The sequence below is a fragment of the Cyanobium sp. NIES-981 genome, from assembly GCF_900088535.1.
Classification (GTDB): domain Bacteria; phylum Cyanobacteriota; class Cyanobacteriia; order PCC-6307; family Cyanobiaceae; genus NIES-981.
The window spans coordinates 2,694,346-2,718,883 of record NZ_LT578417.1 but is presented as its reverse complement, the minus strand read 5'-3'; the positions used below and the strand labels follow the sequence as shown (position 1 = coordinate 2,718,883).

Sequence of the window (24,538 nt, the reverse complement as noted above, 5' to 3'; positions counted from 1 at the left end):
GTCTAGGGTGCAAGTAGTTCCAAAAGAGTTGATACAGCAAGCTGTGACAACTCAAGGTAGTTCAGTGAGGTTTTCGGCCATGGGTATTCGAACTGTGTTGCGGAGGCCGCTCAGGGGAACAATACTGGGCACCCCTGGCAGGGATGTGGTGCGGTCTCGGCGCTTGATCATTTCGAAAAAGGGAGTTATCAAGCTCTTTGGTGGAAATGATAAAATCAGTAGTGGTTTCCGCATGGAAGTGTATGGAAGCATCAAAATGGGAGCGGGCAATGATGTTATTACGGGAAGGAGAAGTGCTACATTCTTTGAGACCGAATTGCTCGGGATAAAGGCTGGAGTCATCAGCATGGGGCATGGAGATGATCTGATTAAAATGGGGGGCTTCTTGGCGTTTGGTAATTCCATTCTTAACACTGGAAAAGGAAACGATAGGATAGATGCAGACTATGTGTCATTTAATGGCACGCCGGTCTTCATGGGGGCAGGCAAAGATACTATTAATGCTAGGGGCGACATGGAGCATGGTCTTGGCTACTTAAGTCTGGGCTTGGGATCAGACCGTGTGCAGGTCGAAGGCCGGCTAAATTTATACGACGGCGGTAATGTAGTCATGGGGCCTGGGAATGACGTCCTAGAAGTGCATGGTGGCCTGCGAATGCTCGCTTCGCTTTTGGCTATGGGGCCGGGTGATGACACGCTGGATGTCCGTAATGGCGGAGTTGAACTTGACGACGTAGATTCACCTGTCGATATTAAACTCGGCGATGGGAATGATCGGTTTATTGGCTTTGGTAAGGCGATTGCAAATCCAGAGTCTTCAGGCATACCAAGTACAGCCTTCAATGGTGTTATAGACGGTGGCGCAGGTATCGACCAAATGGTTCTTCCACAAGGCGTCTATACCGTGACTCCGAACCAGCTCAGCTCCTCCCTGGGTTATCTGCCAGTAAAGAATTTTGAGATCTTGGCAGGCATCAATGGCAATAGCTTTCCTTATGCGTCTGGCGTCCTCACAGTAGACAACAACGGCATGGCTTCATTTTCTCCTGCTTTCTCTTAAGCAAGGCCTGATCATCTTCCGTGCAGGCAGCCAATGCTGTTTGCACCCGAGCCCCATGCCGGAGCTGCAGGTTCTACCTGGGGCCTCCTGAGAAAGTGAGCCGCGGGCAATGCGCACCACAATGAGCCTGCCCGGGCGACCTCTGAGTGATCCTCAGGCCCCGCTGAGCTGACAACTCAGCTCTCTGCTGCTGGAGCTCAGAGCCCGTGCGGCGGAGACCAAGAGTTGCCAGCAGAGCACAAAATAGAGACAAAGAAGCTCCAGGAGCTTCTGGAGGTTCATGACCAGGACATTCATCGCGATGGATGAACCCTGTGTTGCCGGCAGTTTCTCTCGGATCAATCCCAATCCATAGCGACGCTTGCCTTGACCGATCTTGCCTTCAACAGCATTGCGCCGCCTTTGATCATCAACGAACTGCCGCCTCTCGGCTGCCACCAACTCCGGATCATTCTTCGGGCGACCAAGACGAGGCCCACTCAGCCGAATGCCGTGACGCTGGCAGAATGCCCGATTTGATCTTGTGCGGTAGATCTGATCAGCGCAGATCACCTCCGGATAGCAGCCGTATCGACGACGATAGGCTTGGGCCTGAACTTTCAGATCTTCCCCTTCGTTGTAGGGGTCAAAGCTCAGCCGATCCAGGAAAGCAAATCCTTCATCGGTGACAGAAAGTGAGATCTTGGCGCCGAACTCAACATTGCACCTCGCCTTGCCGCGAACAATTGGCCTGATGTGCGCTTGACAGAGGCTGACGATGCGAGCGGGAATACTTCTGGTGTCTGAGCGATAGAGAATGTTCTGCTGGCGGACCAGCTCACTGACAACCAACAGCTTCTGATAGGCATGCCGCCCAGCCGCCAGAAGGCTTGCGCCACAGGCTGTCAGGGCGTCAATGTTGGCAAGGTTGCGCTTGAGATGCCCAAGCTGTTGCTTGATCGCTTTGCGGATCTTGAGAAACCGAGGGCGTTTTTTCTTGGCCACGGCGAGGAACTGCTGCCTGGCCTGCTTCCGATGCGTTCGTGGTTTGTGACCAAAGGACTCTCTGACCTGCGAATACATGGGGCCTCCTGAGAAAGTGAGCCGCGGGCAATGCGCACCACAATGAGCCTGCCCGGGCGACCTCTGAGTGATCCTCAGGCCCCGCTGAGCTGACAACTCAGCTCTCTGCTGCTGGAGCTCAGAGCCCGTGCGGCGGAGACCAAGAGTTGCCAGCAGAGCACAAAATAGAGACAAAGAAGCTCCAGGAGCTTCTGGAGGTTCATGACCAGGACATTCATCGCGATGGATGAACCCTGTGTTGCCGGCAGTTTCTCTCGGATCAATCCCAATCCATAGCGACGCTTGCCTTGACCGATCTTGCCTTCAACAGCATTGCGCCGCCTTTGATCATCAACGAACTGCCGCCTCTCGGCTGCCACCAACTCCGGATCATTCTTCGGGCGACCAAGACGAGGCCCACTCAGCCGAATGCCGTGACGCTGGCAGAATGCCCGATTTGATCTTGTGCGGTAGATCTGATCAGCGCAGATCACCTCCGGATAGCAGCCGTATCGACGACGATAGGCTTGGGCCTGAACTTTCAGATCTTCCCCTTCGTTGTAGGGGTCAAAGCTCAGCCGATCCAGGAAAGCAAATCCTTCATCGGTGACAGAAAGTGAGATCTTGGCGCCGAACTCAACATTGCACCTCGCCTTGCCGCGAACAATTGGCCTGATGTGCGCTTGACAGAGGCTGACGATGCGAGCGGGAATACTTCTGGTGTCTGAGCGATAGAGAATGTTCTGCTGGCGGACCAGCTCACTGACAACCAACAGCTTCTGATAGGCATGCCGCCCAGCCGCCAGAAGGCTTGCGCCACAGGCTGTCAGGGCGTCAATGTTGGCAAGGTTGCGCTTGAGATGCCCAAGCTGTTGCTTGATCGCTTTGCGGATCTTGAGAAACCGAGGGCGTTTTTTCTTGGCCACGGCGAGGAACTGCTGCCTGGCCTGCTTCCGATGCGTTCGTGGTTTGTGACCAAAGGACTCTCTGACCTGCGAATACATGGCATCGATCAGAGTCTCGGTGAGCTCTCGGCCTTCATTGAGCAGCGAGAGATCCGTTGGATGCCGAATATCTGCCGGAACGCATGTCGCATCAATCAGCAGTGACCCCTGATTTGGCCGTGGCGTTTTGGATTCAATCTTCTGATCAGCTGCGCTCCCGGCTCCGCCTCCATCGCTGCTGTCGTGCTCATCAACTGCAGACGAACGGATCACGTTCAGACCGTGACGCACGATTCGTTCATTGCAGTCATTCACGACCGAATCTGGCAGCCGCTTCCGGAAGTACACCATCATTGATGGGTCAAACGGAGCCGAGTACTGAAATGCCTCCAGGCCGATGAAGAACTGGAGATAGGGGTTCTCTTTGATTTGCTCAACCAGTTCTTCATCAGTCAGCCCCATGCGGGCCTTGATGATCAGGGCGCCCAGTGCCATGCGAAATGGCTTTGCCGGGGCGCCAAAGCCCTTGCAGAACTGAGCTGCATAGTCACCTTCCAGCTCATCCCATGGGATCAGCTCAGCCAGCTTGATCCAGCGATTGTCACCAGAGAGCTTTCCTCCAAACGGCAGGAAGAAGTCCTCGAACGAGAGCTGATCACGATGCTCACGTCGGTACATGTGGAAAACTCTGGGCGGCTTTTGGGCGCAAACGAGCCCAATCTCGTACATTTTAGCCGAGAAAACTGCTCACATCCATTGCGCTGCAGTGGATGTGGCTTTTCTCAGGAGGCCCTACATGGCATCGATCAGAGTCTCGGTGAGCTCTCGGCCTTCATTGAGCAGCGAGAGATCCGTTGGATGCCGAATATCTGCCGGAACGCATGTCGCATCAATCAGCAGTGACCCCTGATTTGGCCGTGGCGTTTTGGATTCAATCTTCTGATCAGCTGCGCTCCCGGCTCCGCCTCCATCGCTGCTGTCGTGCTCATCAACTGCAGACGAACGGATCACGTTCAGACCGTGACGCACGATTCGTTCATTGCAGTCATTCACGACCGAATCTGGCAGCCGCTTCCGGAAGTACACCATCATTGATGGGTCAAACGGAGCCGAGTACTGAAATGCCTCCAGGCCGATGAAGAACTGGAGATAGGGGTTCTCTTTGATTTGCTCAACCAGTTCTTCATCAGTCAGCCCCATGCGGGCCTTGATGATCAGGGCGCCCAGTGCCATGCGAAATGGCTTTGCCGGGGCGCCAAAGCCCTTGCAGAACTGAGCTGCATAGTCACCTTCCAGCTCATCCCATGGGATCAGCTCAGCCAGCTTGATCCAGCGATTGTCACCAGAGAGCTTTCCTCCAAACGGCAGGAAGAAGTCCTCGAACGAGAGCTGATCACGATGCTCACGTCGGTACATGTGGAAAACTCTGGGCGGCTTTTGGGCGCAAACGAGCCCAATCTCGTACATTTTAGCCGAGAAAACTGCTCACATCCATTGCGCTGCAGTGGATGTGGCTTTTCTCAGGAGGCCCTACCTGTCCGAGAGTGGCGCCGCCTGGCCCGTGACCATGGCCTGCCGAATTGCCTGTGGGTTACTGGTGCTCATGGCTTGCGTGGCCCTGGTGCAGAGCTACTGGCTGTGGCGTCGCGGCTGGTTTCAGGACTGGACGGCACTGCGGCGTTGAGTCAGCGCAGCGATTGAGTCGGCGCAGAGACACCCGCCTGGGCCCGTCCCCCTGCGGGCCGGGCCATCCTTCAGGCACGGGGCCGCAGCACCAACCATGTCACCACCAGAATCCCGCTGATGCTCATCACCGTGAAGATCCAATCGGCGTAGGGAGTCCAGACCATCACATCTGCGTTCTGGCTCAGGTTGGCGCCGCCTCAGGCCGGTGTTGGCTCGGGGAGAGCGGGCACGGCTCCAGCGTCAGCTCCCGCTCCAGCTTCGCCATCACCACATCGGCCACATGCTGAATCCGGTAGCGGCAGGCCTGGGTCTCGCTGGCGCGGAAGCTGCCGGTTTCCCAGTACTTGTTGCTGCCGGCGCCGCCGCCGCAGAGGCCGAAATAGCTGCAGCTGCTGCGGCAGGCCGCGATGCCGGCCTGCATGTCGGCCCACATGCGCTGGAAGCGCGGATGGCTGCAGGCCGCTTCCAGCGAATCGGTGCGCACGTTGCCGAGGTTGAAGCGGCCGTAGCTCGTGTCCACCGACAGCAGTTCCGGATCGAAGGTGGAGAAATTCCCCTGATGGTCCACGCTCACGATCGCCATCGGCCGGTTGAGATCGGAATGGTCCACCCGCGAGCGGCTGGCGATGAAGGCGAAGAGGTCGTCGAACTCGCGGATCCGCAGGGCTCCTTCCGCCTCCACCACCCGGTCCCACACCCGCTCCAGGAAGCGCCGGTACCGGGCTTCACAGGAGTCGCCGCTCAGGCTGGAGCGCTGGTGCACCCCCTCGGTCTCCTCCATGTTGAAGCCCACCTCGCCGATGCCGTGCTCCAGGTAGAAGTCCACCAGGGCATCGGCGTGCTGCAGGGAGTCCTCGGTGAGCACGCTGATCACCGAGAAGGGAATGCCGGCGTCCTGCAGGGCCCGGATTCCGCGCATGGTGTCGGCATGGCTGCCTTTGCCCAGCCGGTTGCGGCGGTGGCGGTCGTGCAGGAAGGCCGGCCCGTCGAGGCTCACCCCCACCGTGATGCCATGGCGCAGGAAGCAGTCGCACCAGGCGGCGTTGATCAGCGTGCCGTTGGTCTGCAGCGCCTGCACCACCTGCAGCCCGGGATGGGGTGCCAGCGCCTCCTGCAGGATCTCACTGGCCCGTGTGTAGAAGGCGGGGGGCGGGTGAGCGGTTCGCCGGCGTGCCACAGCAGCGTGAAGCCATCGCCGAGAAACGGGCTCTCCAGAACCCGCTGCAGGATGGGGCGCAGCAGACCGTCGGCCAGCAGGTGGCGCTGGTGCCGCTCCGGCAGATAGCAGTAGGAGCAGTCCAGATTGCACAGCGAAGTGGGCTGGATCACCAGCAACCGAATCGGCCCGAAACGGTTCACGACGGGCTGCTCACCAGTTCACGAAGCCCACGCCGGGGCGGGCCGCATTCACGAAACCGCCGCCCCGGTAACCGCCGCCCCCATTCACGAAGCTGCGGCTGCCGCCGTAGTAGCCGTGGTTGTTCACAAAGCCGCGATTCACCCCGTTGGCGAAGCCGCGACCGGGACCGCCGTTGACGAAGCCCCGTGCCACGGTGCTGTCCGCGCTGCCGTCGTGGGCGGCATCGCCCCCGAAGCGCTGCAGCAGGGCCAGGCTGATCCGCTCCAGTCTCGCCTCCACATCCCCGCTGGCGGGGGGGGAAGCGGTTCTGGCCGCCGCGGGTTCGGCCAGCGCCGCGAAGGCCATCAGCAGCACCAGAAGGGAGAAGCGGGAACAGGTGACCATGATCAGCGGCGGGCGGAAGGGACTTTGGAACGACGGTTCAGACGGACAGCTCAGGGCTGGGGGGGAAGGGCGATCTGTTCGTAGTTGAGCAGCACGCTCTGGAAGTAGAGGCTGATCATCGCTTCGGGCAGGCCCAGTTCACTGTCAGGACCGAGCCAGCGGTTCACCAGCTGACGGGACGCGGCGTCGCCGTTCACATACCCCTGCAGCATCTTGGCGATGGCCAGATTCACCAGGTTGCGCAGGGTGGAGTTGTTTTCAGGCATGGCGCAGCCCACGGCGTAGCGGTTGAGGGCCACGGTGGGCACGAGGGTGGGCTCCCGCAGACGTGCCGCCTGTGCCGCCGTGGCCAGAAGCACCGAATCGCCGCCCACCGCATCCACCTGGCCCTGGCCCAGGGCCTTCAGCCCAGCGGCGAGCGTAGGGACGGCCACCAGGCGGGCGGCGGGCTGCAGGGCCTTCACGGTGGCCTCTCCGAGGCTGCCCTTCACCACACCGATCCGCTTGCCCCGCAGGGAATCAGGCGTTCCATCGAGTGTGCCGCCCTGGGTGAGCAGGCGGATGCCGGAGAGGGCGAAGGGAATCGAGAAGTCCACGAACATTTCCCGCTCCCAGGTGAACTGGGCACCGCACATCAGATCCACCTCGCCGTTGTGCACCTGACGGAACAGGGCCTCCGGGCCCTCGGTGGTCTCGCTCACCACCTTCACGGGTCTGCCGAGGTAGTCCGACACCTCAGCGGCGATCAGCCCCGCCACGTCAATGGCATACCCCTGCAGCTGCCCGTTGGCGCCCTCCTTGAAATAGGGCGCTGCCGTTCCCGGCACACCCAGGGCGAGTTCACCGGTGCGGGCTGCCCGCTCGATGGCCGTCTCCGCCAGGGCGGCCGGAGCTCCCGCCGCCAGAGTGAGCAGGGCAGCGACGCTGAGCACGGCCTGCCGCAGGCTGCGCCGATCGGACCCGAGCCTCCGACCCAGTCGCTCGATCACCCGGAGAGAACCCATGGCCCTGTGCCTGCCGTTCCCTGAGCATGGCGTGGTGGGGGGGTGCGGCTCCAGGCCCCACACGCTCTGTCATGGGCCCGGAGCGCCGGGGCGCCAGAGCGAGGACCTCAGATCACCCGGTGGCGCCGCACCTGCAGGTCGTTCTTGACCTGGAGGGCCTTGTTGTGGAGATCGAGGCCCTTCACCGAGGCCACCTCCCCCTGCAGGCCCTGCGCCGCCATCTGCTCCACCAGCTGCTTCATCAGTTCGTCTTCCACCTTGTTCTGGTCGAAGCCGCTGGGCGTGAGATCGGCCAGGAAACGCCCAATGCGCGAAGCCACGACATCGGAAGGGTTGGTGACCTTGATGACGATCATGGCCGCGGGTGTGAATGAAACGACATTTTAAGTGCCCTGTCATGGATCCCCAGCCCTGGCATGGAACAGCGCCAGGGCTGGGGATCAGTTGATGCCCATCGCCCGCAGCAGGGCGCCGTGGCAGAGCCCGCCGTGGGAGCAGTACGGCACGCTGCGCCCGTTCACCCGGGCCGGGGTCTGCGCCGGCGGCTGGGGAGCGGCGGGTTGGGGACCCGCCGCCGGGGACGATGGGGCCGGCGGGGGCGCGGAGGGATCGGCGCTGTCGACGCTGCGCACCGCTGCCGTGTTCTCACGCACCTTGTTCAGGGTGGCGTTGGCCCCCGGCACGTTGATGCTGGTCACGCTGCCCTGCATGGAGGCAGCCGCGGTGGGATCGAGCAGCATCTGGGCGTTGCCCGGGCTCGACTGAAGCAGTGGGCCGAGCAGCAGCAGGGCCCAGGGGAGGGACCGGCGGCCGAGACAGTCCATGATCTCCAACCCTCCACTGCACGTCTGGCCAGCCCAATTGTGGTGGGCTGGCCCCGTTCTGGCGGACATCGTGGTGACAGCCATCGCGGTTGCTGTGCCGGTCAAGGCCTCTGGGCCCGTCCCGTGCCGGGGAAGTCGCTCCATCGCTTGAGTTCCTCGAGGTTCTGCACCCCCTCCAGGCGCGGTTTCCCCTTCAGATCCCAGGTGGGGAAGGCGCGGACCTCCGCCGCCATGCAGCGCTGGCGGCCTTGGTCGCTCTTGTCGCACTCCACGTAGGGAAGGCTGTTCCCAGCCTCCTTGCCGAACAGGTTCTTCTGCTGGAAGCAGGCGGGGCACCACCAGGCGCCGTAGAAGATGGCGCCCCGGGCCCTGAGGTGGTCGCTGAGGGCGCGCTGCTCTTCGCTGGAGTCGGTGAGCGGTTCGCCGACGTGGGGTGAGGTGGACGGTGGCGACGGCGCCTTGCTGCCGCGGGCATCGGCACTGGCCGTGGCCATCATCCCCAGCAGCACCACCACCACGGGGGTGAGCCAGGCAGAGCGCCGCGATCCCATCGTTCAGTCAGCCATCGTGCCTGCGGGCAACCTAGGGGCGGGACGCAGGGCCGGGGGCTGTGCAGGGCAGCTTGACGGCTGGCCCGCCCTGGCCCGGGGTCGCGGCGGCGTTCGGCCTTCCGCCCCGTGGCCGGCCTGCGCAACCCGACAGTGGCTGAGAGACTGGCCAGGATCCGGGGCCTCCTCTGCCCATCGCCCCTTCGTCCTGCTCACCGATGAGCGCCTGTTGATGACCGCCAACGGCTACCGCGACTACTTCAAGGTTCTCGGTGTCGACCGGGGGGCCGACGCCGACACGATCAAACGTTCCTTCCGCAAGCTGGCGCGGCAGTACCACCCGGACGTGAATCCCGGCGACAAGGCCGCCGAGGCCCGCTTCAAGGAGATCAGCGAAGCCTACGAAGTGCTCTCCGATCCCGACAAACGCCGGCGCTACGAGCAGTTCGGCCAGTACTGGAGCCAGGCCGGGGCCGGCGGCGGGGTGGGCGGCGTGGACGTGGATTTCGGCCGCTACGGCAACTTCGACGACTTCATCAATGATCTGCTCGGCCGCTTCGGCGGCGGCGGTGCCTCCTCGGCCCCCGGTGGCTTCGGCTTCGGCAGCGGCTTCCCCGGTGGCTTTGCGGCCAGCGGCTTCGGTGGCGGCTTCCCCGGCGGTGGACGCTCCGCCCCGGCGAATCTGGACGCGGAGGCCAGCATCAGCCTCGCGATGGCGGAGGCCTTCCGAGGCTGTGAGCGCACCCTGGCGGTGAACGACGAGCGGGTGAAGGTGCGGATCCCTGCCGGGGTGCGCCATGGCAGCCGGCTGCGGCTCAAGGGCAAAGGCAACATGCAGCCCGGCACCGGCCGGCGCGGCGACCTCTACCTCAATCTCCAGATCCAGGCCCATTCGGTGTGGAAGCTCGATGGCGATCAGCTCCGGGCCGAGCTGCCCCTCAGCCTCGACGAGCTGGCCCTCGGCGGTGAGGTGCGTGTGGCCACCCCCGATGGGGAGGCCACGGTGCAGGTGCCCCCGGGCATGACCCTGGGCCGCAGCCTGCGGCTCAAGGGCAAGGGCTGGCCACTCAAGGAGGGCCGCGGCGATCTTCTGCTCACCCCGGTGCTGCGCATGCCCGACAGCCTCAGCGCGGAGGAGCGGTCCCTGCTCGAGCAGCTGCGCAAGGTGCGCAGCGCCGATCCCCGGGCGGGCTGGGTGCAGGCGGCCCGTCTGTGAACGCCTCGCCGCCGCCCGACCATCGCCGGGTTGCTCCGTAGGATCCGGGCGACACACCCCCGAGCACGACGGTTTCCATGGAGCTCAGCTACCGCCCCCGCCGGTTGCGCCGCACGCCGGCCCTGCGGGCGATGGTGCGGGAGTACCAGCTCAGTGCGGCTGATTTCATCTATCCCCTCTTCGTGCATGAGGGTGCCACCAACGAACCGATCGGCGCCATGCCCGGCTGCCGGCGCTGGAGCCTGGAGAGCCTGGTGGAGGAAGTGGGTCGGGCCTGGGAGCTGGGCATCCGCTGCGTGGTGCTCTTCCCCAAGGTGGCCGACGGCCTCAAGACGGAGGACGGTGCCGAGTGCTTCAACGAGCACGGCCTGATCCCCCGGGCCATCCGCCGCATCAAGGAGGTGCATCCGGGGATGGCGATCATGACCGATGTGGCCCTGGACCCCTACTCCTGCGATGGTCACGACGGCATCGTGAGCCAGGACGGGGTGGTGCTCAACGACGAGACCGTGGCGATCCTCTGCCGCCAGGCGGTGGCCCAGGCCCGCGCCGGCGCGGACCTGATCGGCCCGAGCGACATGATGGACGGCCGGGTGGGTGCGATCCGCGAAGCCCTCGACGAGGAGGGTTTCGAGCACGTGGGGATCATCAGCTACACCGCCAAGTACGCCTCCGCCTACTACGGCCCCTTCCGCGAGGCGCTGGATTCGGCGCCCCGTGCCGCCGGCGGCAAGCCCATCCCCAAGGACAAGAGCACTTACCAGATGGATCCGGCCAACGGCCGGGAAGCCCTGTTGGAGGCCCAGCTCGATGAGGGTGAGGGCGCCGACATCCTGATGGTGAAGCCGGGCCTGGCCTATCTCGACATCATTCACCGCCTGCGGGGCGAAACCGAACAGCCGATCGCGGCCTACAACGTGAGCGGGGAGTACGCGATGGTGAAGGCCGCGGCCGAGCGCGGCTGGATCGACGAGCGGGCCGTGGTGCTGGAAACCCTGCTCTGCTTCAAGCGTGCCGGCGCCGATCTGATCCTCACCTACCACGCCTGCGACGCCGCCACCTGGCTGCGCCAGGGCTGAGCCTCCCGCGCTGCGGCGGCGCTCCCGGGAGAATGCACAGCGCCGACTGTTCCACCATGGCCGCTTCCCCCGCTCCCCGTTCCCCCGCCCCTGGCCACCGGCTTGGCCATGTGGCGCTGCGGGTGCAGGACATGGAGCGCGCCATCGCCTTCTACGCCGCCCTCGGCCTGCGGCTCACCTGGCAGGCCGACGACTGGGCCTACCTGCAGTGGCCCCACACCGGCGAGGGGCTGGCGTTGCTCAGCCCCGGCTACACGGCGGCGGGGCCGCACTTCGCGCTGCACTTCCAGGACCGGACCGAGGTGGATGCCGTGCATGCCGCCCTCACCGAGGCTGGCCACAGCTGTGGGCCGGTGCACGACCATCGCGACGGCACCGCCAGCTTCTACCTGCGCGATCCCGAGGGGAACTGGCTCGAGATGCTCTTCGAGCCGCCTGCGGGCATCCCGAGCAACGTGGCGGGCCAGGCCCCCATCCCGCCCCCGCCCCTCGCCCCGCCAGCGCCGTGAGGAGCGTGGAGCAGGAAGCCCTGGAGCTGCTCGAGTGGCCCAGGCTCAGTGAACAGCTCTCCGGCTTTGCCAGCACTGAGGCCGGCCGGCGCCAGTGCCGGGAGCTGCCCCTGCCCGGCAGCCTCGAGCAGAGCCGCGCACTCCTGGCGGAAACCACCGAGATGCTGGCCCTCGATGGCCTGCTCGAGGGGGGCCTCAGTTTTCAGGGTGTCGCGGACATCACGGCCGTGGTGGCGCTCTGTGCCAAGGGCGGCACGGCGGCCGGGGAGGCCCTGCTGGCGCTGGCCACCACCCTCGCCGCGGCCCGCCGCCTCCGCCGCCGCATCGACGATCCCGCCCTGCGGCCGGTGTGTTCGGCCCTGGTGGCGGACCTGCGCACCCTGCCGGAGCTGGAGCAGCGCCTCCATTTCGCCCTGGAGGAGGGCGGCCGGGTGGCGGACCGGGCCAGTGCCCCGCTGGAGGGGGTGCGGCGCCAGCTCAAGGGGCTCCGCGCCGAGCGCCGCGAGCGGCTGCAGGAGCTGCTCCGCCGCCATGCCCCGCTGTTGCAGGACACGGTGATCGCCGAACGCAACGGCCGGCCCGTGCTGGCGGTGAAGGCCGGCGCCGCCGCCCAGCTCCCCGGGCTCGTGCACGACAGCTCCGCCTCGGGCAGCACCGTGTTCGTCGAACCCCAGGCCGTGATCAGCCTCGGCAACCGCCTGCGCGACCTGGAGGGGCGCGAGCGGGATCTGGAGCAGGCCGTGCTGGCGGAACTGAGCGCCCTGGTGGGAGCGGAGGCCGAGGCGCTGCAACAGCTCCATGCCGTGCTGGTGCGGCTGGATGGGGCGCTGGCCCGGGCCCGCTACGGCGCCTGGCTCGGGGCGGTGCGCCCCGAGCTGGAGGCCGACCCCCACGCCCCGTTCTCCCTGGAGGATCTGCGCCATCCGCTGCTTCTGTGGCAGCAGCGCCGGGACCAGGGCCATGCGGTGGTGCCCGTGAGCATCGCCGTGGGGCCCGAGCTGCGGGTGGTGGCCATCACCGGCCCCAACACCGGCGGCAAGACCGTGACCCTCAAGAGCCTCGGCCTGGCCGCCCTGATGGCCCGGGCCGGCCTGTTCCTTCCCTGCCGCGGCACGCCACGGCTGCCGTGGTGCGGGGCAGTGCTGGCCGACATCGGCGACGAGCAGTCGCTGCAGCAGAACCTCTCCACCTTCAGCGGCCACATCCGCCGCATCGCCAGGATCCTGGCGGCCCTGGCCGAGCCCCGGCAGGGGGGCACCCTGGTGCTGCTCGATGAGGTGGGAGCAGGCACCGATCCGGTGGAGGGCTCAGCCCTGGCCACGGCCCTGCTCCGCCATCTGGCCGACCACGCCCGTCTCACGATCGCCACCACCCACTTCGGGGAACTCAAGGCGCTCAAGTACGCCGATCCCCGCTTCGAGAATGCCTCGGTGGCCTTCGATGGGGAGACCCTCTCCCCCACCTACCGGCTGCAGTGGGGCATCCCGGGCCGCAGCAATGCCCTGGCCATCGCCCAGCGCCTGGGCCTGGACCCGGGGGTGCTCGAGCAGGCCCAGGCCCAGCTCGAACCCCGGGGGGAGGGGGAGGTGAACCAGGTGATCGTGGGGCTGGAGAGTCAGCGGCAGCGCCAGCAGGAGGCCGCCGAGGAGGCCGCCGCCCTGCTCGCCCGCACCGAGCTCCTGCACGAGGAGCTGCTGTCCCGCTGGCACCAGCAGAAGCAGCAGAGCGCCGAGCTGCAGGAGCAGAGGCGCAGGGAGCTGGAGCGCTCCATCCGCCAGGGGCAGCAGGAGGTGCGGCGCATCATCCGGCGGCTGCGCCAGGGGGGAGAGCGCCCCTCGGGCAGCAGCAGTCATCTGGGCGAAACGGCGCGCCAGGCCGGCCAGCGTCTCAAGCAGCTCCAGCAGCAGCATCGCCCCGCCCCCGAGCGCCGCGAGCACGGCGGCTGGATGCCTGCGGTGGGGGAGCGGGTACGGGTGCTCTCCCTGGGCAAGGCGGCCGAGGTGCTGGCCCTGGCCGAGGGGGGCCGCGAACTCACGGTGCGCTGCGGCGTCATGCGTCTCACCGTGCCGCTGGAGGGCATCGAGGGTCTGCAGGGCGAGAAGCCGGTGCCCCCTCCCCCCGAGGTGCGGATCAGGGCCACGCGGGGGTTGGGCAGCCGCGGCCCGGATGTGCGCACCGACCGCAACACCGTGGATGTGCGCGGCCTGCGGGTGCACGAGGCCGAGGCGGCGGTGGAGGAGCAGCTGCGAACCGCCACCGGCCCCCTGTGGGTGATCCACGGCATCGGCACCGGCAAACTGAAACGGGGCCTGCGCCAGTGGCTCACCACCGTGCCCTACGTGGAGAGGGTGGCCGATGCGGCCCAGGGGGATGGCGGCGCTGGCTGCAGCGTGATCTATCTGCGCTGAGCCGCCGGTTCCGCCTGCCCGCCGTCCGGAGGTCCTGCGGCTAGAAGCTCGGCAGCAGCGGACCACCGGACACCGGCTCCGGCGGCGGCAGAGCCTGACCCTCCGCGTCAAAGAAGCGCCAGCCGCCGGGATCCGGTTCCAGGTGGATGGTCTGGCCCGGGCTGAGCTGCTCCTCCGGCCCGACCCGCACCTGCACGAGGTGACTGTGCTCCGCCAGCCGGCAGGTGAGCAGCTGCTCATTGCCGAGGGCTTCCACGTTCTGCACCTCGGCGGCCAGGTTGCGGTTGGTGGCGGGGGCCAGCCACAGATGCTCCGGCCGCAGGCCCGCGGTGAGGGTCTGGCCGGCCCGGCTGGCCAGGAGCTCCGCCAGGGGACCCTCGACCGGCAGTTTCCGCCCTCCGAGCTGCACCTGGCCTGGCCCCACAACGGTCACGGGCAGCAGATTCATGGGCGGACTGCCGATGAACTGGGCCACGAACAGGTTGGCCGGCCACTGGTACAGCTGCATCGGTGTGCCCAGCTGCTGCAGGTGCCCGTCGTTGAGCACCGCGATCCGATGTCCCATGGTCATGGCTTCCACCTGATCGTGGGTCACGTACAGGGTGGTGGTGCCGAGCTGCCGCTGCAGGGCCACGATCTGGGCGCGGGTGCCGGCGCGCAACTTGGCATCCAGGTTGCTCAGCGGCTCATCCATCAGGAACACCGCCGGCTGGCGGGCAATGGCGCGGCCGAGGGCCACCCGCTGCTTCTGGCCGCCGGAGAGTTCCTTGGGGAGACGCTGCAGCAGCGGCTCGAGCTCCAGGCTGCGTGCCACCTCCTGCACCCGCGCGGCGATCCGCTCCTCCCGGCGCGAAGGGATCCGCAGGGGAGCCGGCAGGCGCCGGCTGGCCAGGTGCAGGGCGTCCTGCACCTGCTCACGAAGCGAGCGGGCCCGGCTGCGCCGCAGCCCGAAGCTGAGGTTGCCCGCCACGGTGAGATGCGGATAGAGGGCATAGCTCTGGAACACCATCGCCACATCCCGCTGGGCCGGCCGCAGCCGGGTGACCTCGCGCTCACCCACCAGGATGGCGCCGCCGCTGGGCTGCTCCAGTCCGGCCAGCAGCCGCAGCAGGGTGCTCTTGCCGCAGCCCGATGGCCCCACCAGCACGAGAAACTCGCCGTCCTGCACGTGCAGATCCAGCCGTCGCAGCACCTCCACGGGGGCACCGCCGCGCCGGGGCGGGTAGGTCTTGCTGACCGCCTGGAAACGAACCTCCGCCAAACCTGCTCCCATGGGGCCGGGTGATGGCCGGAATCCTAGGTTTGAGGCAATGCAGTTCATTGATCAGGCCCGCATCGCCGTCAAGGCCGGCCGCGGTGGCGATGGCATCGTGGCCTTCCGCCGCGAGAAGTACGTTCCGGCCGGCGGTCCCTCCGGTGGCGACGGCGGCCGCGGCGGCGACGTGCTGCTGCTGGCCGACGCCAACCTCCAGACCCTGCTGGATTTCAAGTACAGGCGGCTGTTCCAGGCCATGGACGGACGCCGTGGCGGCCCCAACCGCTGCACGGGTGCCAGCGGCGAGCATCTGGTGATCCGGGTTCCCTGCGGAACCGAGGTGCGGGATGCCCGCACCGGCATCCTGCTCGGCGATCTCACGGCTCCAGGGGACGAGCTCCTGGTGGCCGCCGGCGGGCGGGGCGGGTTGGGCAACGCCCATTACCTCAGCAACCGCAACCGCGCGCCCGAGAAGTTCACCGAGGGGAAGGAGGGTGAGGAGTGGATGCTGCAGCTGGAGCTCAAGCTGCTGGCGGAGGTGGGGATCATCGGCCTGCCCAACGCCGGCAAGAGCACGCTGATCTCGGTGCTGTCCGCCGCCCGTCCCAAGATCGCCGACTACCCCTTCACCACGCTGGTGCCGAACCTGGGGGTGGTGCGCCGGCCCAGCGGGGACGGCACCGTGTTCGCCGACATCCCGGGGCTGATCGCCGGGGCCGCTCAGGGCGCCGGCCTGGGCCACGATTTCCTCAGGCACATCGAACGCACCAGGCTGCTGATCCATCTGCTGGATGCGGCCTCCGCTTCACTGCTGGATGACCTTGCCGTGGTGGAACGGGAGCTGGTCGCCTACGGCCACGGCCTGGCACGCCGCCCCAGGCTGGTGGTGCTGAACAAGATCGAACTGCTCAATCCCGGGACCCTCGCCGAGGCCCTCACGGCGGTGCAGGCGGCCGTGAACGCCCCGGACGGGCTGGGTGGGAAACCGGGTGAAGTGGCCCCCCAGCGCGAACGCCCCGTGCTGGCCATCTCGGCGGCGGCCTCCCGGCACCTGGACGAGCTGCTGAACGTGGTGTGGCAACAGCTTGAGGCTGCCACGCCGCAGGCCGGGTCCGGGGAAACGGAGCACGGTGGACTTCTGGAGCGTGAACCTCAGGACCTCAGGCCACTGGGGCTGCCAGGGTCCTGACACGGGGCTGACGCGACAACCGGAGCTTGGGCGGTCTGGGCCCGTCGCTCAGGCTCAGTCGTCGTAGACGCGGCACTCGGGTGCTTCGGGGTTGAGGTCGCAGTACACCTCGAGCGCCGTGGGGTCGTGGCTGTCTTCCGGGTGGTGGGCCTTGTACTCCTCAAGACCCTTGAGCTCGTCCTCGAGGTGACGCACCTTGCCGAGGTCGCCGGAAGCACGCGCGGCTTCGATCTCGGTCTTGTCCTTCTGGATGTGCTCGTCGATGTTGTTCATGCAGATGCCGGCCGAGTCGGTCCGAAGCGCATTGACGCCCACCATACGGGTGCTGCAACCCCTTCTGCCTCTGCTGCAGCTCCTCTGTGGTGGGCTGCTGATTCCGCCGGCCGTAGCTACCAGCAGGGGGAGCCCATCGCGGAGCCCCACCCCCATGACGCGCATCAGCAAGCGGCGGGACCGGCACTTCATGGATGAGAGCGGCCGTCTGTTCTGGATCAATGGCCCGGAGCACCACTGCTACCTCTCCGAGCAGCGGCAATGGCGCAGCGGCCTCAGCTTTGAGGATGTGTTGGATTGGAAACAATGTGCCCCCAGTGGCCTGGTCAGTCAGCGCTTCCCCTCCCTTCGGGCGGCCTGTGAGGCCTTTGAGCACAACCAGGTGGCCTGGAGCCGCGATCTCTATCTGCTGCGCATGGGCGAGCGCATGGAGGCCCGTCGCAGCGACCCCGACTACAAGCCCACGGCCATGGCGGTGGCCGAGAGCCAGGGGGCCCGGCCCCGCGTCCAGCCCTGGCGTCTGCCGGACCCCCTAGGCCCCTGCTGCGGCCTGCCGCCCCGCTCACAGGTGCTCGAGATGCCCCACCCCCACCGCCGGCGCCGCAGCGCGGCCGCCTCACCCCGCCAGCTCGCTGAGCTCCAGCCAGCGCTCCTCGGCGTGGGCGATCCGCTCGCTCAGCTCTGAGAGCTCCCGGGTGAGGCTCTCCAGGCTGGCGTAGTCCCGGTCGCCCTGGCTCAGACACTGCTCCAGCTCGGCGCGGCGGGCCTCCCACAGCGGCAGGTTCGCATCGATCTCACCGAGTTCCCGGGTTTCCTTGAAGCTGCGCCGCCGGGGCCTGCCGTCGGCGCAGTCCTCCACTGCTGCGGCAGGGGAGCTGAGCTGATCGGCTTGGCCCCGCTGCTCGGGCTGCCGCTGCCGGCGTTCCAGGTAGGCGCTGTAGTTGCCCTCGAACCGCTCCAGCCGGCCGTCCTGGAAGGCGAAGAGACGATCCACGCAGCGGTCGAGGAAGTAGCGGTCGTGGGAGACCACCACCACGCAGCCGCGGAAGTCCTCGAGGAAGTCCTCCAGCACCGTCAGGGTCTGCACGTCGAGGTCGTTGGTGGGTTCGTCGAGCAGCAGCACGTTCGGAGCCTCGATCAGCAGGCGGCAGAGATGGAGCCTGCGCCGCTCCCCCCCGGAAAGCCGGCTCACGGGCTGACGCTGCTGGGCGGGCGGGAACAGAAAGCGCTCCAGCAGCTGGCTGGCGCTCATCCGCATGCCCTCCACCTCCACGCTGGTCGCCGCGTCGGTCACCACGTCGATCACCTTGCGCTCGCGTCCTGCGGCATCGCGCTGCTCCGCCAGCACGTCGCTGTGCTGGTCGAAGTAGGCCAGCTTCACCGTGGCGCCCAGCTCCAGCCGTCCGGCCTGCACGGGGCGGCGGCCCGCGATCAGATCGAGCAGGGTGGATTTGCCCGCGCCATTGGGGCCGATGATCCCCACCCGGTCCTCCGGGCTGAAGTCGTAGCTGAACTCCCGCAGCAGCGGCGCCGCACCCGCCGCGCGGGCGGCCTCACTGGCCCAGATGCTGAGGTCTTCGGCCTTGATGGCCCGCTTGCCGATGCGGCGCTGGTTGCTGGCCAGGCTGAGCTGGCCGCGCTGCTGGCGCCGTGGCGCCTCCTGCATCGCCTCGATCCGCTGGATCCGGGCCTTCTGCTTGGTGCTGCGGGCCTGGGGGCCGCGCCGCAGCCAGGCGAGCTCCCGCCGCAGTGCGCCCCGGAACCGGGCCTCGCCGGCGGCCGCGGCGGCCTCGTCCTCGGCCTTGCGGGCCAGGTAGGTGGCGTAGTTGCCGCCGTAGCTGCGCGCCTCGCCCCGGTCCACCTCCACGATCCGGTCGGCCACCTGATCCAGCACGTAGCGGTCGTGGGTGATCAGCACTAGGGCGCCGGGGAAGCGGCCCAGGTAGCCCTGCAGCCACTGGATGCAGTCGGCATCGAGGTGGTTGGTGGGTTCGTCCAGCAGCAGCACGTCCGGTTCGGCCACCAGGGCCGAGGCCAGGGCCAGGCGCTTGCGGTAGCCCCCGGAGAGCTCGCCCACCCGCCGTCCCACCTCGGTCACGCCCAGGCGGTCCAGCACCTCCCGCACCTGCTGCTCCAGGCCCCAGGCCTGGCTCTGCTCCATGCGGCTGTTGAGCTGGCTCAATTCGGCCAGCAGCGCCGTGGCCGCCTCGCCATCGCTGTGGGCCAGCGCCTCGCTCACGGCGGTGTAGCGCCGCAGCAGCTCCATCTTCTCGCCGCTGCCCTCGAACACCTGCTCGAGCACGGTGCGATCGGGGTCGAGCTCCGGGTCCTGGCTCACCAGCACGATCCGGGCCTGGGGGAGCACCCGCCGTTCTCCCGCGCCGGGGGGCTCTACGCCGGCGAGCAGTTTCAGCAGGGTGGTCTTGCCGGCGCCGTTGGGGCCGATCAGGCCGAGCCGCTCCCGCGCACCGATGTGGAGGGTGAGGTTCTCGAACAGGGTGCGGATGCCGAAGTCCTTGCGGACGTCGATCAGGCTGATCAGGCTCACCTCAGGCTCCCGTGCCGGCAGCGTGGCGCTGGCCGTGGCGCTGGTCTTTCAGGTAGGCGAACACGCTCTTGTCGCCCACGTCGGCGGCGGCGGGCATGGGGAACTTGCGCAGGCAGAGCACCAGCAGCAGCAGGGCCTCCAGGCCCAGCAGGGTGCCGGTGGCCTCAGGGGAGAGCAGGCCGCATAGATGCCCCAGCAGCGCCAGCGGCAGCAGCAGGGTCACCCCGATCGCTTCGGGGCGGCGGAAGCAGAAGAACTCCTTGAAGCCGATCCCGGCCAGCGCCGCGAAGAACGGACCCACCGCCCAGATCCAGCGCCCGTTTTCCGCCACGGCCGTACCCATGGCGCCGGGCCCCACCGCCAGGGCCAGGGCCAGGAAGCCCAGGCAGCCCAGCAGCCAGAAGATCTGCAGGCTGCGGTGCAGGGGGATCAGATAAATGTGGATCCAGCGCAGGGCCAGGCCCAGGCCGGCCGCCATCGGCAGCAGCCAGGGCCACAGCCAGCCCGGATCCCCCCAGCGCCACTGGGCCAGCAGGGCGAGCTGGGCAACGGCGAGCAGCAGCAGGCTGAGCCGGTACCCCCGCACGTCGTGCCGGTCGTCGTCGGTGATGGTGAAGGGCCCGTACATCCCTTCGAACACCGGATCCTTGCTTGGCTCCGTCATGGCGTCTCTCCCGGCGTATGCCCCCCGGCAGGGGGCTCTGCCACCAGTGTGGCCAGGCAGGGCCCGGCCGGAACGATCCCGGAGGGATGGAGCGGGAAGAGGGTGCCGAAGTAGTCCTGGCGCCAGGCAGCGGCGGCGCAGGTGTCCGCCACTCCCGGCAGGGCATGGAAGCGGGAGCGCCACCGCCAGAGGGCCGGCAGTTGCCACAGCGGCAGGCGGCTCACGCCGAACAGCGGCGCGTAGACCAGCTCCAGCCGGATCAGGGTGGGAAACAGCTGCACGTCCGCCAGGCTCAGCATCGGTCCGCTCAGCCAGGGGTCCGGCCTGGTGCTCAGCTGCTCCTCCACCTCCGCCAGGGTGGCGAACAGCGCGGCTTCGGCGCGGTCGTAGGCCGCCTGGGTGCGGGCGAAACCGCAGCGGTACACCCCATCGTTGACACTGTGCTGCAGCCGCTCGCGCCACCGCCCCGTGGCCTCACGCTGCGGGGCCGGGTCGAGATCCAGGGCCTGGCCGGAGGGCCACTGGTTGAGCAGCTCGATCAGCCGGGCGCTCTCGCCCACCACCACCCGCTGGCGCCGCCGCGACACCAGCACCGGCACCGTGGCCCTGGTGGCGGCGGGCGCTCCGCAGGCGCGGTAGAGCTCCTGGAGGGTGGTGCAGCCCAGGAACGGGCGGGTGAAGCGCCACCGCCCCGCTTCCGGGTCAGGTTCCACCACCTCCAGCGCGATGCTGCCGGCGAGGCCGCGCAGGCTCCACACCAGCCAGGCCCTGTGGGCCCAGGGGCAGCTGCGTCCCACGATCAGCACATGGCCGTCCGGGGCCGCGGCGTCCTCCGGCAGCGGGGGCAGGGCCGTGAAGACACCGGCGGGCCTGCGGTAGTTGCCCTCGCTGTCAGCGGGGGCCAGGCCCCCCATCAGCTGCTGCCATTGCCAGCGCCAGCAGCGGCGGGCCGTACGCACGAGGATGGGGGGCACCGGAGCCATGAGCCTGCTCGCACTGCTGCGAATCGCACTGCTGCGAACTCTGCGTCAGCGGCGCCGGTGACGCCAAGGTCGGGGTCGGCTCGGGGGTGATCGCCGCTGGCAGAACCCGGCAGACTTCACACTGGTGATCGGGCGTGGCACAGGAAGCGCTGGGGGGTGGTCCTTGGAACGGCTGAACGGGGTTCTGGTGGTGGGCGGCACCCACGGCAACGAGCGCAATGCCCCCTGGCTGCTCGAGCACTGGCGCCAGGAGCCGGCCCGTCTGCGCAGCGCCGCGCTGCATCCGGTGTTCGTGCTGGGCAATCCCCAGGCCTGGGCCAGCAATCAGCGCTACGTGGAGCGTGATCTGAACCGCTGCTTTTCCGAGGCCCTGCTGCAGCACCGGGGTGAGCAGGCTCTGGAGGTGCGGCGAGCCCGCCAGCTGCTGGAGGAGCACGGGCCTGGTGGCCGCGAGCCCTGTGCGGTGGCGATCGATCTGCACAGCACCACCAGTGCGATGGGGAGCTGCCTGGTGCTGTACGGCCGGCGCTTCACCGACCTGGCCCTGGCCGCGGGCATCCAGGCCAGACTGGGCTTGCCGGTCTACCTGCATGAGGGCGACCCCGCCCAGACGGGGTTCCTGGTGGAGCGCTGGCCCTGCGGGGTGGTGATCGAGGTGGGGCCGGTGCCCCAGGGTGTGGTACAGGCCCGCATCTGCCGGCAGACCCAGCTCGCCCTGGAGGCGGCTCTCGCCGTGCTGTCGGAGGCCCGCGGCGGGCCTCCGCGGCTGCCCGCCGCCCTGGTGGTGCACCGCCACCTGCGCAGCCTCGATCTGCCCCGCCGGCCCGATGGCGACCCGCTCGCCTGCATCCATCCCCGGCTCCAGTCGCGGGACTGGTGGCCCCTGCCGCCGGGGGCGCCCCTGTTCCTCGATCCGGATGGCCGGGTGATCGGCTTCGAATCCTCCCCGGATGCGGAGCCGCAGGTGGCCGTGTTCATCAACGAAGCGGCCTACGGGGAGAAGGGCATTGCCCTCAGCCTCACCCGCCGGGAGGCGTGGCCGGTGCTGCCCGCGTGGTCAGCAGCACTGCAAGCCTGCGCGGCCACCTTGACGACGACATGATGCCGAAAGCCTGATTCCGAAAACCTGATGCTGAGGACCTGACACCGACACCCTGAAGCCAACCCTTTGACGCCCGGTGGACGTGCCGGACCCCTTGCGCCGGACCCCATCCCCTGGGCCCCATCAATCGGGCCCGAGGGCCCAGGCCCTCATTGAGCCGGCAGTTTGGCAGCGGCAGGACGCGGCAGACCGTTGTAGAGAATCTGCACCACGCTGCGGCCGTCGCGGCTGATCAGCAGCTCGGTCTCCACGGTGGCGGGGAGTTGCAGTTGTTCCCAGCCCGGGCTCCCGCCGAGGAAGCGGAAGGTGTAGCCCTCAGCGCTCCGGTCGACCAGGCAGGGGTTGTTGTTGATGCCCTGGAACATGCACACGGCCGGGCGGTACACGCTCAGCCCGCCGTTGAGCTTGGCGGCTGTTCCGCGGGCGAGATTGACGGCCCGCTGCAGGCCCATCGCCTCGTTCTTGATCTGCTCGATGCGCTGGAGGGTCTGGCCCGTGAGGCTGGAGGGTGAGGGCTCCTGGGCGCGCAGGTCCGGCTGGCCGCCCAGACCGGCAGCCGTCAGCAGGCCTGCGGTCAGCAGCCACCTTCCGGAACGTTCCATCGTGAAGTCCGCTGGCTCTCGATCCACCAGCCTGAGGCCTGGGCCGCATTGCTGTTCGCCAGCTCAGCCACAAACCAGGGTGGCCTGCTCCTTGGTGCACTCCAGATCGCTCGTCTTGCCGTCGCCCCAGTAGATGCGGAGCCGGTTGCCCTCGGGGCTGGTGCGGTACGTGAGCGATTTCACCGGCCCTGCGGGGGGTTTGCCGCTGCTGTCGGCGGCTCCCTTGGGACTCACCGCATTGAGCTTCTGCTCGAGCTGCTGGATTTTCACGTCCTGCTGTTCCAGCCGCTGCTGCAGCTGCTGGAGTTCCGTGGTGGTCTTGGGCTGGCAGGCCGAGAGAGCGGCTGCCGCTCCAAGCGCCACCGACACCACCAGCAGGGGACGGACCAGCGAGGCGGACACAGGAGCTGGCACAGCCATGCCGGAGCACATGCGGGGTTCCGCAGACATAGCCGAGCGGCTGTGGTGGAACCCCTACCGCCACCCCTGCCGCAACCCCTCTTCACAAACCCCGCAATGTTGTGTTACATTCATTGGCGACGGGATTCCGTCCGCGGCCGCCGACCCGGCCCCAGAGACCTCACGGGATCTGTGCTTCACCGGCAGTGCCGCCCTACTTACCCGCTCTCCGGAGCACCATTCTCCTGTTCTCATGACCACCACTCTCCAGCAGCGCTCCGGCGCCAACAGCTGGCAGCAGTTCTGCGAGTGGGTCACCTCCACCAACAACCGCCTCTACGTGGGCTGGTTCGGTGTGCTGATGATCCCCACCCTGCTGGCTGCCACCATCTGCTACATCGTGGCGTTCATCGCTGCGCCCCCCGTCGACATCGACGGCATCCGTGAGCCCGTGGCCGGTTCGCTGATCTACGGCAACAACATCATCTCCGGTGCTGTTGTGCCCTCCAGCAACGCCATCGGCCTGCACTTCTACCCCATCTGGGAAGCCGCCAGCCTCGACGAGTGGCTGTACAACGGCGGTCCTTACCAGCTGGTGGTGTTCCACTTCCTCATCGGCATCTTCTGCTACATGGGTCGTGAGTGGGAACTCTCCTACCGCCTGGGCATGCGCCCCTGGATCTGCGTCGCCTACAGCGCCCCCGTGGCTGCTGCCAGCGCCGTGTTCCTGGTGTACCCCTTCGGTCAGGGCTCCTTCTCCGACGGCATGCCCCTCGGCATCAGCGGCACCTTCAACTTCATGCTGGTGTTCCAGGCTGAGCACAACATCCTGATGCACCCCTTCCACATGCTGGGTGTGGCCGGTGTGTTCGGTGGCTCCCTGTTCTCCGCCATGCACGGTTCGCTGGTGACCTCCTCCCTGGTGCGTGAGACCACCGAAAGCGAGAGCCAAAACTACGGCTACAAGTTCGGCCAAGAGGAAGAGACCTACAACATCGTGGCTGCCCACGGTTACTTCGGTCGCCTGATCTTCCAATACGCCAGCTTCAACAACAGCCGCAGCCTGCACTTCTTCCTGGCTGCCTGGCCTGTGGTCGGCATCTGGTTCACCGCCCTGGGCGTGAGCACGATGGCCTTCAACCTGAACGGTTTCAACTTCAACCAGTCGATCCTCGACGGCCAGGGCCGTGTGGTGAACACCTGGGCCGATGTGCTGAACCGCGCCAACCTGGGTATGGAAGTGATGCACGAGCGCAACGCTCACAACTTCCCGCTCGACCTGGCGGCTGCCGAAGCCACCCCTGTGGCGCTGACCGCTCCGGCGATCGGCTGAGGCTGAAGCGATCGCCTCTGCTGGAGGCGATCACCCCAACGGAATCCCGCCGGCCCCCCTCCTCGAGGGGGGCTTTTTCATGCGGGGTGGTTCGGGACGGATGATGGGGCCGGTTGTTGCCTGGAGG

The 24,538-nt window shown here is 67.2% G+C and carries 22 protein-coding genes and 3 pseudogenes; 9 read left to right on the top strand and 16 right to left on the bottom strand.

All coding sequences use genetic code 11. The features are described from left to right. Nucleotides 1–163: 163 nt before the first annotated feature. A complete protein-coding gene (locus tag CBM981_RS15480; RefSeq protein WP_157665478.1) occupies nucleotides 164–1,060 on the top strand; it encodes a hypothetical protein in 897 nt (298 codons plus the stop codon). Nucleotides 1,061–1,276: 216 nt separating this feature from the next. Here the strand turns inward: CBM981_RS15480 and CBM981_RS13610 are convergent. From CBM981_RS13610 to CBM981_RS13560, 9 genes and pseudogenes are all read right to left on the bottom strand, one after another. Then, nucleotides 1,277–2,122: pseudogene (locus CBM981_RS13610) on the bottom strand (transposase); the annotation flags it as partial. A 74-nt stretch (nucleotides 2,123–2,196) separates the two neighbouring features. Continuing rightward, nucleotides 2,197–3,723: an IS5 family transposase gene (locus CBM981_RS13605; RefSeq protein WP_225867339.1), complete on the bottom strand. Its 1,527-nt coding sequence runs from the start codon at nucleotides 3,721–3,723 to the stop codon at nucleotides 2,197–2,199. Nucleotides 3,724–3,840: 117 nt separating this feature from the next. Next, nucleotides 3,841–4,461: pseudogene (locus CBM981_RS13600) on the bottom strand (transposase); the annotation flags it as partial. Nucleotides 4,462–4,912: 451 nt separating this feature from the next. Then, a pseudogene (grrM, locus tag CBM981_RS13585) lies at nucleotides 4,913–6,090 on the bottom strand (cyclophane-forming radical SAM/SPASM peptide maturase GrrM/OscB). 10 nt (nucleotides 6,091–6,100) lie between these two features. Continuing rightward, nucleotides 6,101–6,475, bottom strand: a complete 375-nt coding sequence (grrA, locus tag CBM981_RS13580) for a GrrA/OscA1 family cyclophane-containing rSAM-modified RiPP (protein WP_087068835.1) — start codon at nucleotides 6,473–6,475, stop codon at nucleotides 6,101–6,103. Nucleotides 6,476–6,525: 50 nt separating this feature from the next. Continuing rightward, the gene (grrP, locus tag CBM981_RS13575) at nucleotides 6,526–7,479 is read right to left on the bottom strand and encodes an extracellular substrate binding-like orphan protein GrrP (protein WP_087068834.1); all 954 of its coding nucleotides are present in this window, start codon (nucleotides 7,477–7,479) and stop codon (nucleotides 6,526–6,528) included. 107 nt (nucleotides 7,480–7,586) lie between these two features. Then, complete coding sequence (locus tag CBM981_RS13570; protein WP_369801632.1) at nucleotides 7,587–7,799, bottom strand: hypothetical protein; 213 nt, start codon at nucleotides 7,797–7,799, stop codon at nucleotides 7,587–7,589. A gap of 120 nt (nucleotides 7,800–7,919) precedes the next feature. Beyond that, nucleotides 7,920–8,303: a hypothetical protein gene (locus CBM981_RS13565; protein WP_157665477.1), complete on the bottom strand. Its 384-nt coding sequence runs from the start codon at nucleotides 8,301–8,303 to the stop codon at nucleotides 7,920–7,922. A gap of 101 nt (nucleotides 8,304–8,404) precedes the next feature. Further along, nucleotides 8,405–8,854, bottom strand: a complete 450-nt coding sequence (locus tag CBM981_RS13560) for a hypothetical protein (protein WP_087068831.1) — start codon at nucleotides 8,852–8,854, stop codon at nucleotides 8,405–8,407. Between the two features lie 229 nt (nucleotides 8,855–9,083). Between CBM981_RS13560 and CBM981_RS13555 the strand changes: the two genes are divergently transcribed. The 4 genes from CBM981_RS13555 to CBM981_RS13540 all read left to right on the top strand — a co-directional run bounded on the left by CBM981_RS13555 (nucleotide 9,084) and on the right by CBM981_RS13540 (nucleotide 14,063). Beyond that, nucleotides 9,084–10,067: a DnaJ C-terminal domain-containing protein gene (locus CBM981_RS13555; protein WP_087068830.1), complete on the top strand. Its 984-nt coding sequence runs from the start codon at nucleotides 9,084–9,086 to the stop codon at nucleotides 10,065–10,067. A 77-nt stretch (nucleotides 10,068–10,144) separates the two neighbouring features. Then, entirely contained in the window at nucleotides 10,145–11,146 is a 1,002-nt protein-coding gene (gene hemB, locus CBM981_RS13550; RefSeq protein WP_087068829.1) for a porphobilinogen synthase, read from the top strand. A gap of 56 nt (nucleotides 11,147–11,202) precedes the next feature. Further along, on the top strand, nucleotides 11,203–11,655 hold the full coding sequence (locus tag CBM981_RS13545) for a VOC family protein (RefSeq protein ID WP_225867407.1): 453 nt from the start codon (nucleotides 11,203–11,205) through the stop codon (nucleotides 11,653–11,655). Beyond that, nucleotides 11,652–14,063, top strand: a complete 2,412-nt coding sequence (locus CBM981_RS13540) for an endonuclease MutS2 (protein WP_087068827.1) — start codon at nucleotides 11,652–11,654, stop codon at nucleotides 14,061–14,063. Before CBM981_RS13545 ends, CBM981_RS13540 begins: the two co-directional genes overlap by 4 nt. Nucleotides 14,064–14,103: 40 nt before the next feature. Here the strand turns inward: CBM981_RS13540 and CBM981_RS13535 are convergent, their stop codons facing one another. Further along, the gene (locus CBM981_RS13535; RefSeq protein WP_087068826.1) at nucleotides 14,104–15,324 is read right to left on the bottom strand and encodes an ABC transporter ATP-binding protein; all 1,221 of its coding nucleotides are present in this window, start codon (nucleotides 15,322–15,324) and stop codon (nucleotides 14,104–14,106) included. Between the two features lie 49 nt (nucleotides 15,325–15,373). Between CBM981_RS13535 and obgE the strand changes: the two genes are divergently transcribed. Further along, nucleotides 15,374–16,507, top strand: coding sequence for a GTPase ObgE (obgE, locus tag CBM981_RS13530; protein WP_225867406.1), 1,134 nt, complete (start codon nucleotides 15,374–15,376; stop codon nucleotides 16,505–16,507). A 54-nt stretch (nucleotides 16,508–16,561) separates the two neighbouring features. On the opposite strand, the gene CBM981_RS13525 is transcribed toward obgE, so the two are convergent. Then, entirely contained in the window at nucleotides 16,562–16,780 is a 219-nt protein-coding gene (locus tag CBM981_RS13525) for a Calvin cycle protein CP12 (protein WP_087069450.1), read from the bottom strand. Nucleotides 16,781–16,934: 154 nt separating this feature from the next. On the opposite strand from CBM981_RS13525, the gene CBM981_RS13520 reads away from it, so the two are divergent. Next, nucleotides 16,935–17,465 carry a hypothetical protein gene (locus CBM981_RS13520; protein WP_087068825.1) on the top strand — a complete coding sequence of 177 codons (531 nt, stop codon included), beginning with the start codon at nucleotides 16,935–16,937 and terminating at the stop codon, nucleotides 17,463–17,465. Here the strand turns inward: CBM981_RS13520 and CBM981_RS13515 are convergent. From CBM981_RS13515 to CBM981_RS13505, 3 genes are read right to left on the bottom strand one after another with little or no spacing between them, the layout of a single operon-like run. Continuing rightward, a complete protein-coding gene (locus CBM981_RS13515) occupies nucleotides 17,397–19,328 on the bottom strand; it encodes an ABC-F family ATP-binding cassette domain-containing protein (RefSeq protein ID WP_087068824.1) in 1,932 nt (643 codons plus the stop codon). The two genes, CBM981_RS13520 and CBM981_RS13515, sit on opposite strands and share 69 nt — an antisense overlap. 1 nt (nucleotide 19,329) lies before the next feature. Then, entirely contained in the window at nucleotides 19,330–19,992 is a 663-nt protein-coding gene (locus CBM981_RS13510; protein ID WP_087068823.1) for a DUF2301 domain-containing membrane protein, read from the bottom strand. After that, nucleotides 19,989–20,975, bottom strand: a complete 987-nt coding sequence (locus CBM981_RS13505) for a glutathione S-transferase C-terminal domain-containing protein (RefSeq protein ID WP_087068822.1) — start codon at nucleotides 20,973–20,975, stop codon at nucleotides 19,989–19,991. Before CBM981_RS13505 ends, CBM981_RS13510 begins: the two co-directional genes overlap by 4 nt. 163 nt (nucleotides 20,976–21,138) lie before the next feature. Here CBM981_RS13505 and CBM981_RS13500 point away from each other — a divergent pair, with 163 nt between their 5' ends. Beyond that, nucleotides 21,139–22,077: an aspartoacylase gene (locus CBM981_RS13500; protein ID WP_087068821.1), complete on the top strand. Its 939-nt coding sequence runs from the start codon at nucleotides 21,139–21,141 to the stop codon at nucleotides 22,075–22,077. Nucleotides 22,078–22,226: 149 nt separating this feature from the next. Here CBM981_RS13500 and CBM981_RS13495 read toward each other — a convergent pair whose 3' ends face one another. After that, nucleotides 22,227–22,679, bottom strand: a complete 453-nt coding sequence (locus CBM981_RS13495; RefSeq protein WP_225867405.1) for a hypothetical protein — start codon at nucleotides 22,677–22,679, stop codon at nucleotides 22,227–22,229. Between the two features lie 63 nt (nucleotides 22,680–22,742). Beyond that, nucleotides 22,743–23,099, bottom strand: coding sequence for a hypothetical protein (locus tag CBM981_RS13490; RefSeq protein WP_172820903.1), 357 nt, complete (start codon nucleotides 23,097–23,099; stop codon nucleotides 22,743–22,745). Between the two features lie 232 nt (nucleotides 23,100–23,331). On the opposite strand from CBM981_RS13490, the gene psbA reads away from it, so the two are divergent. Next, complete coding sequence (gene psbA, locus CBM981_RS13485; RefSeq protein ID WP_087068106.1) at nucleotides 23,332–24,411, top strand: photosystem II q(b) protein; 1,080 nt, start codon at nucleotides 23,332–23,334, stop codon at nucleotides 24,409–24,411. Nucleotides 24,412–24,538: the final 127 nt, after the last annotated feature.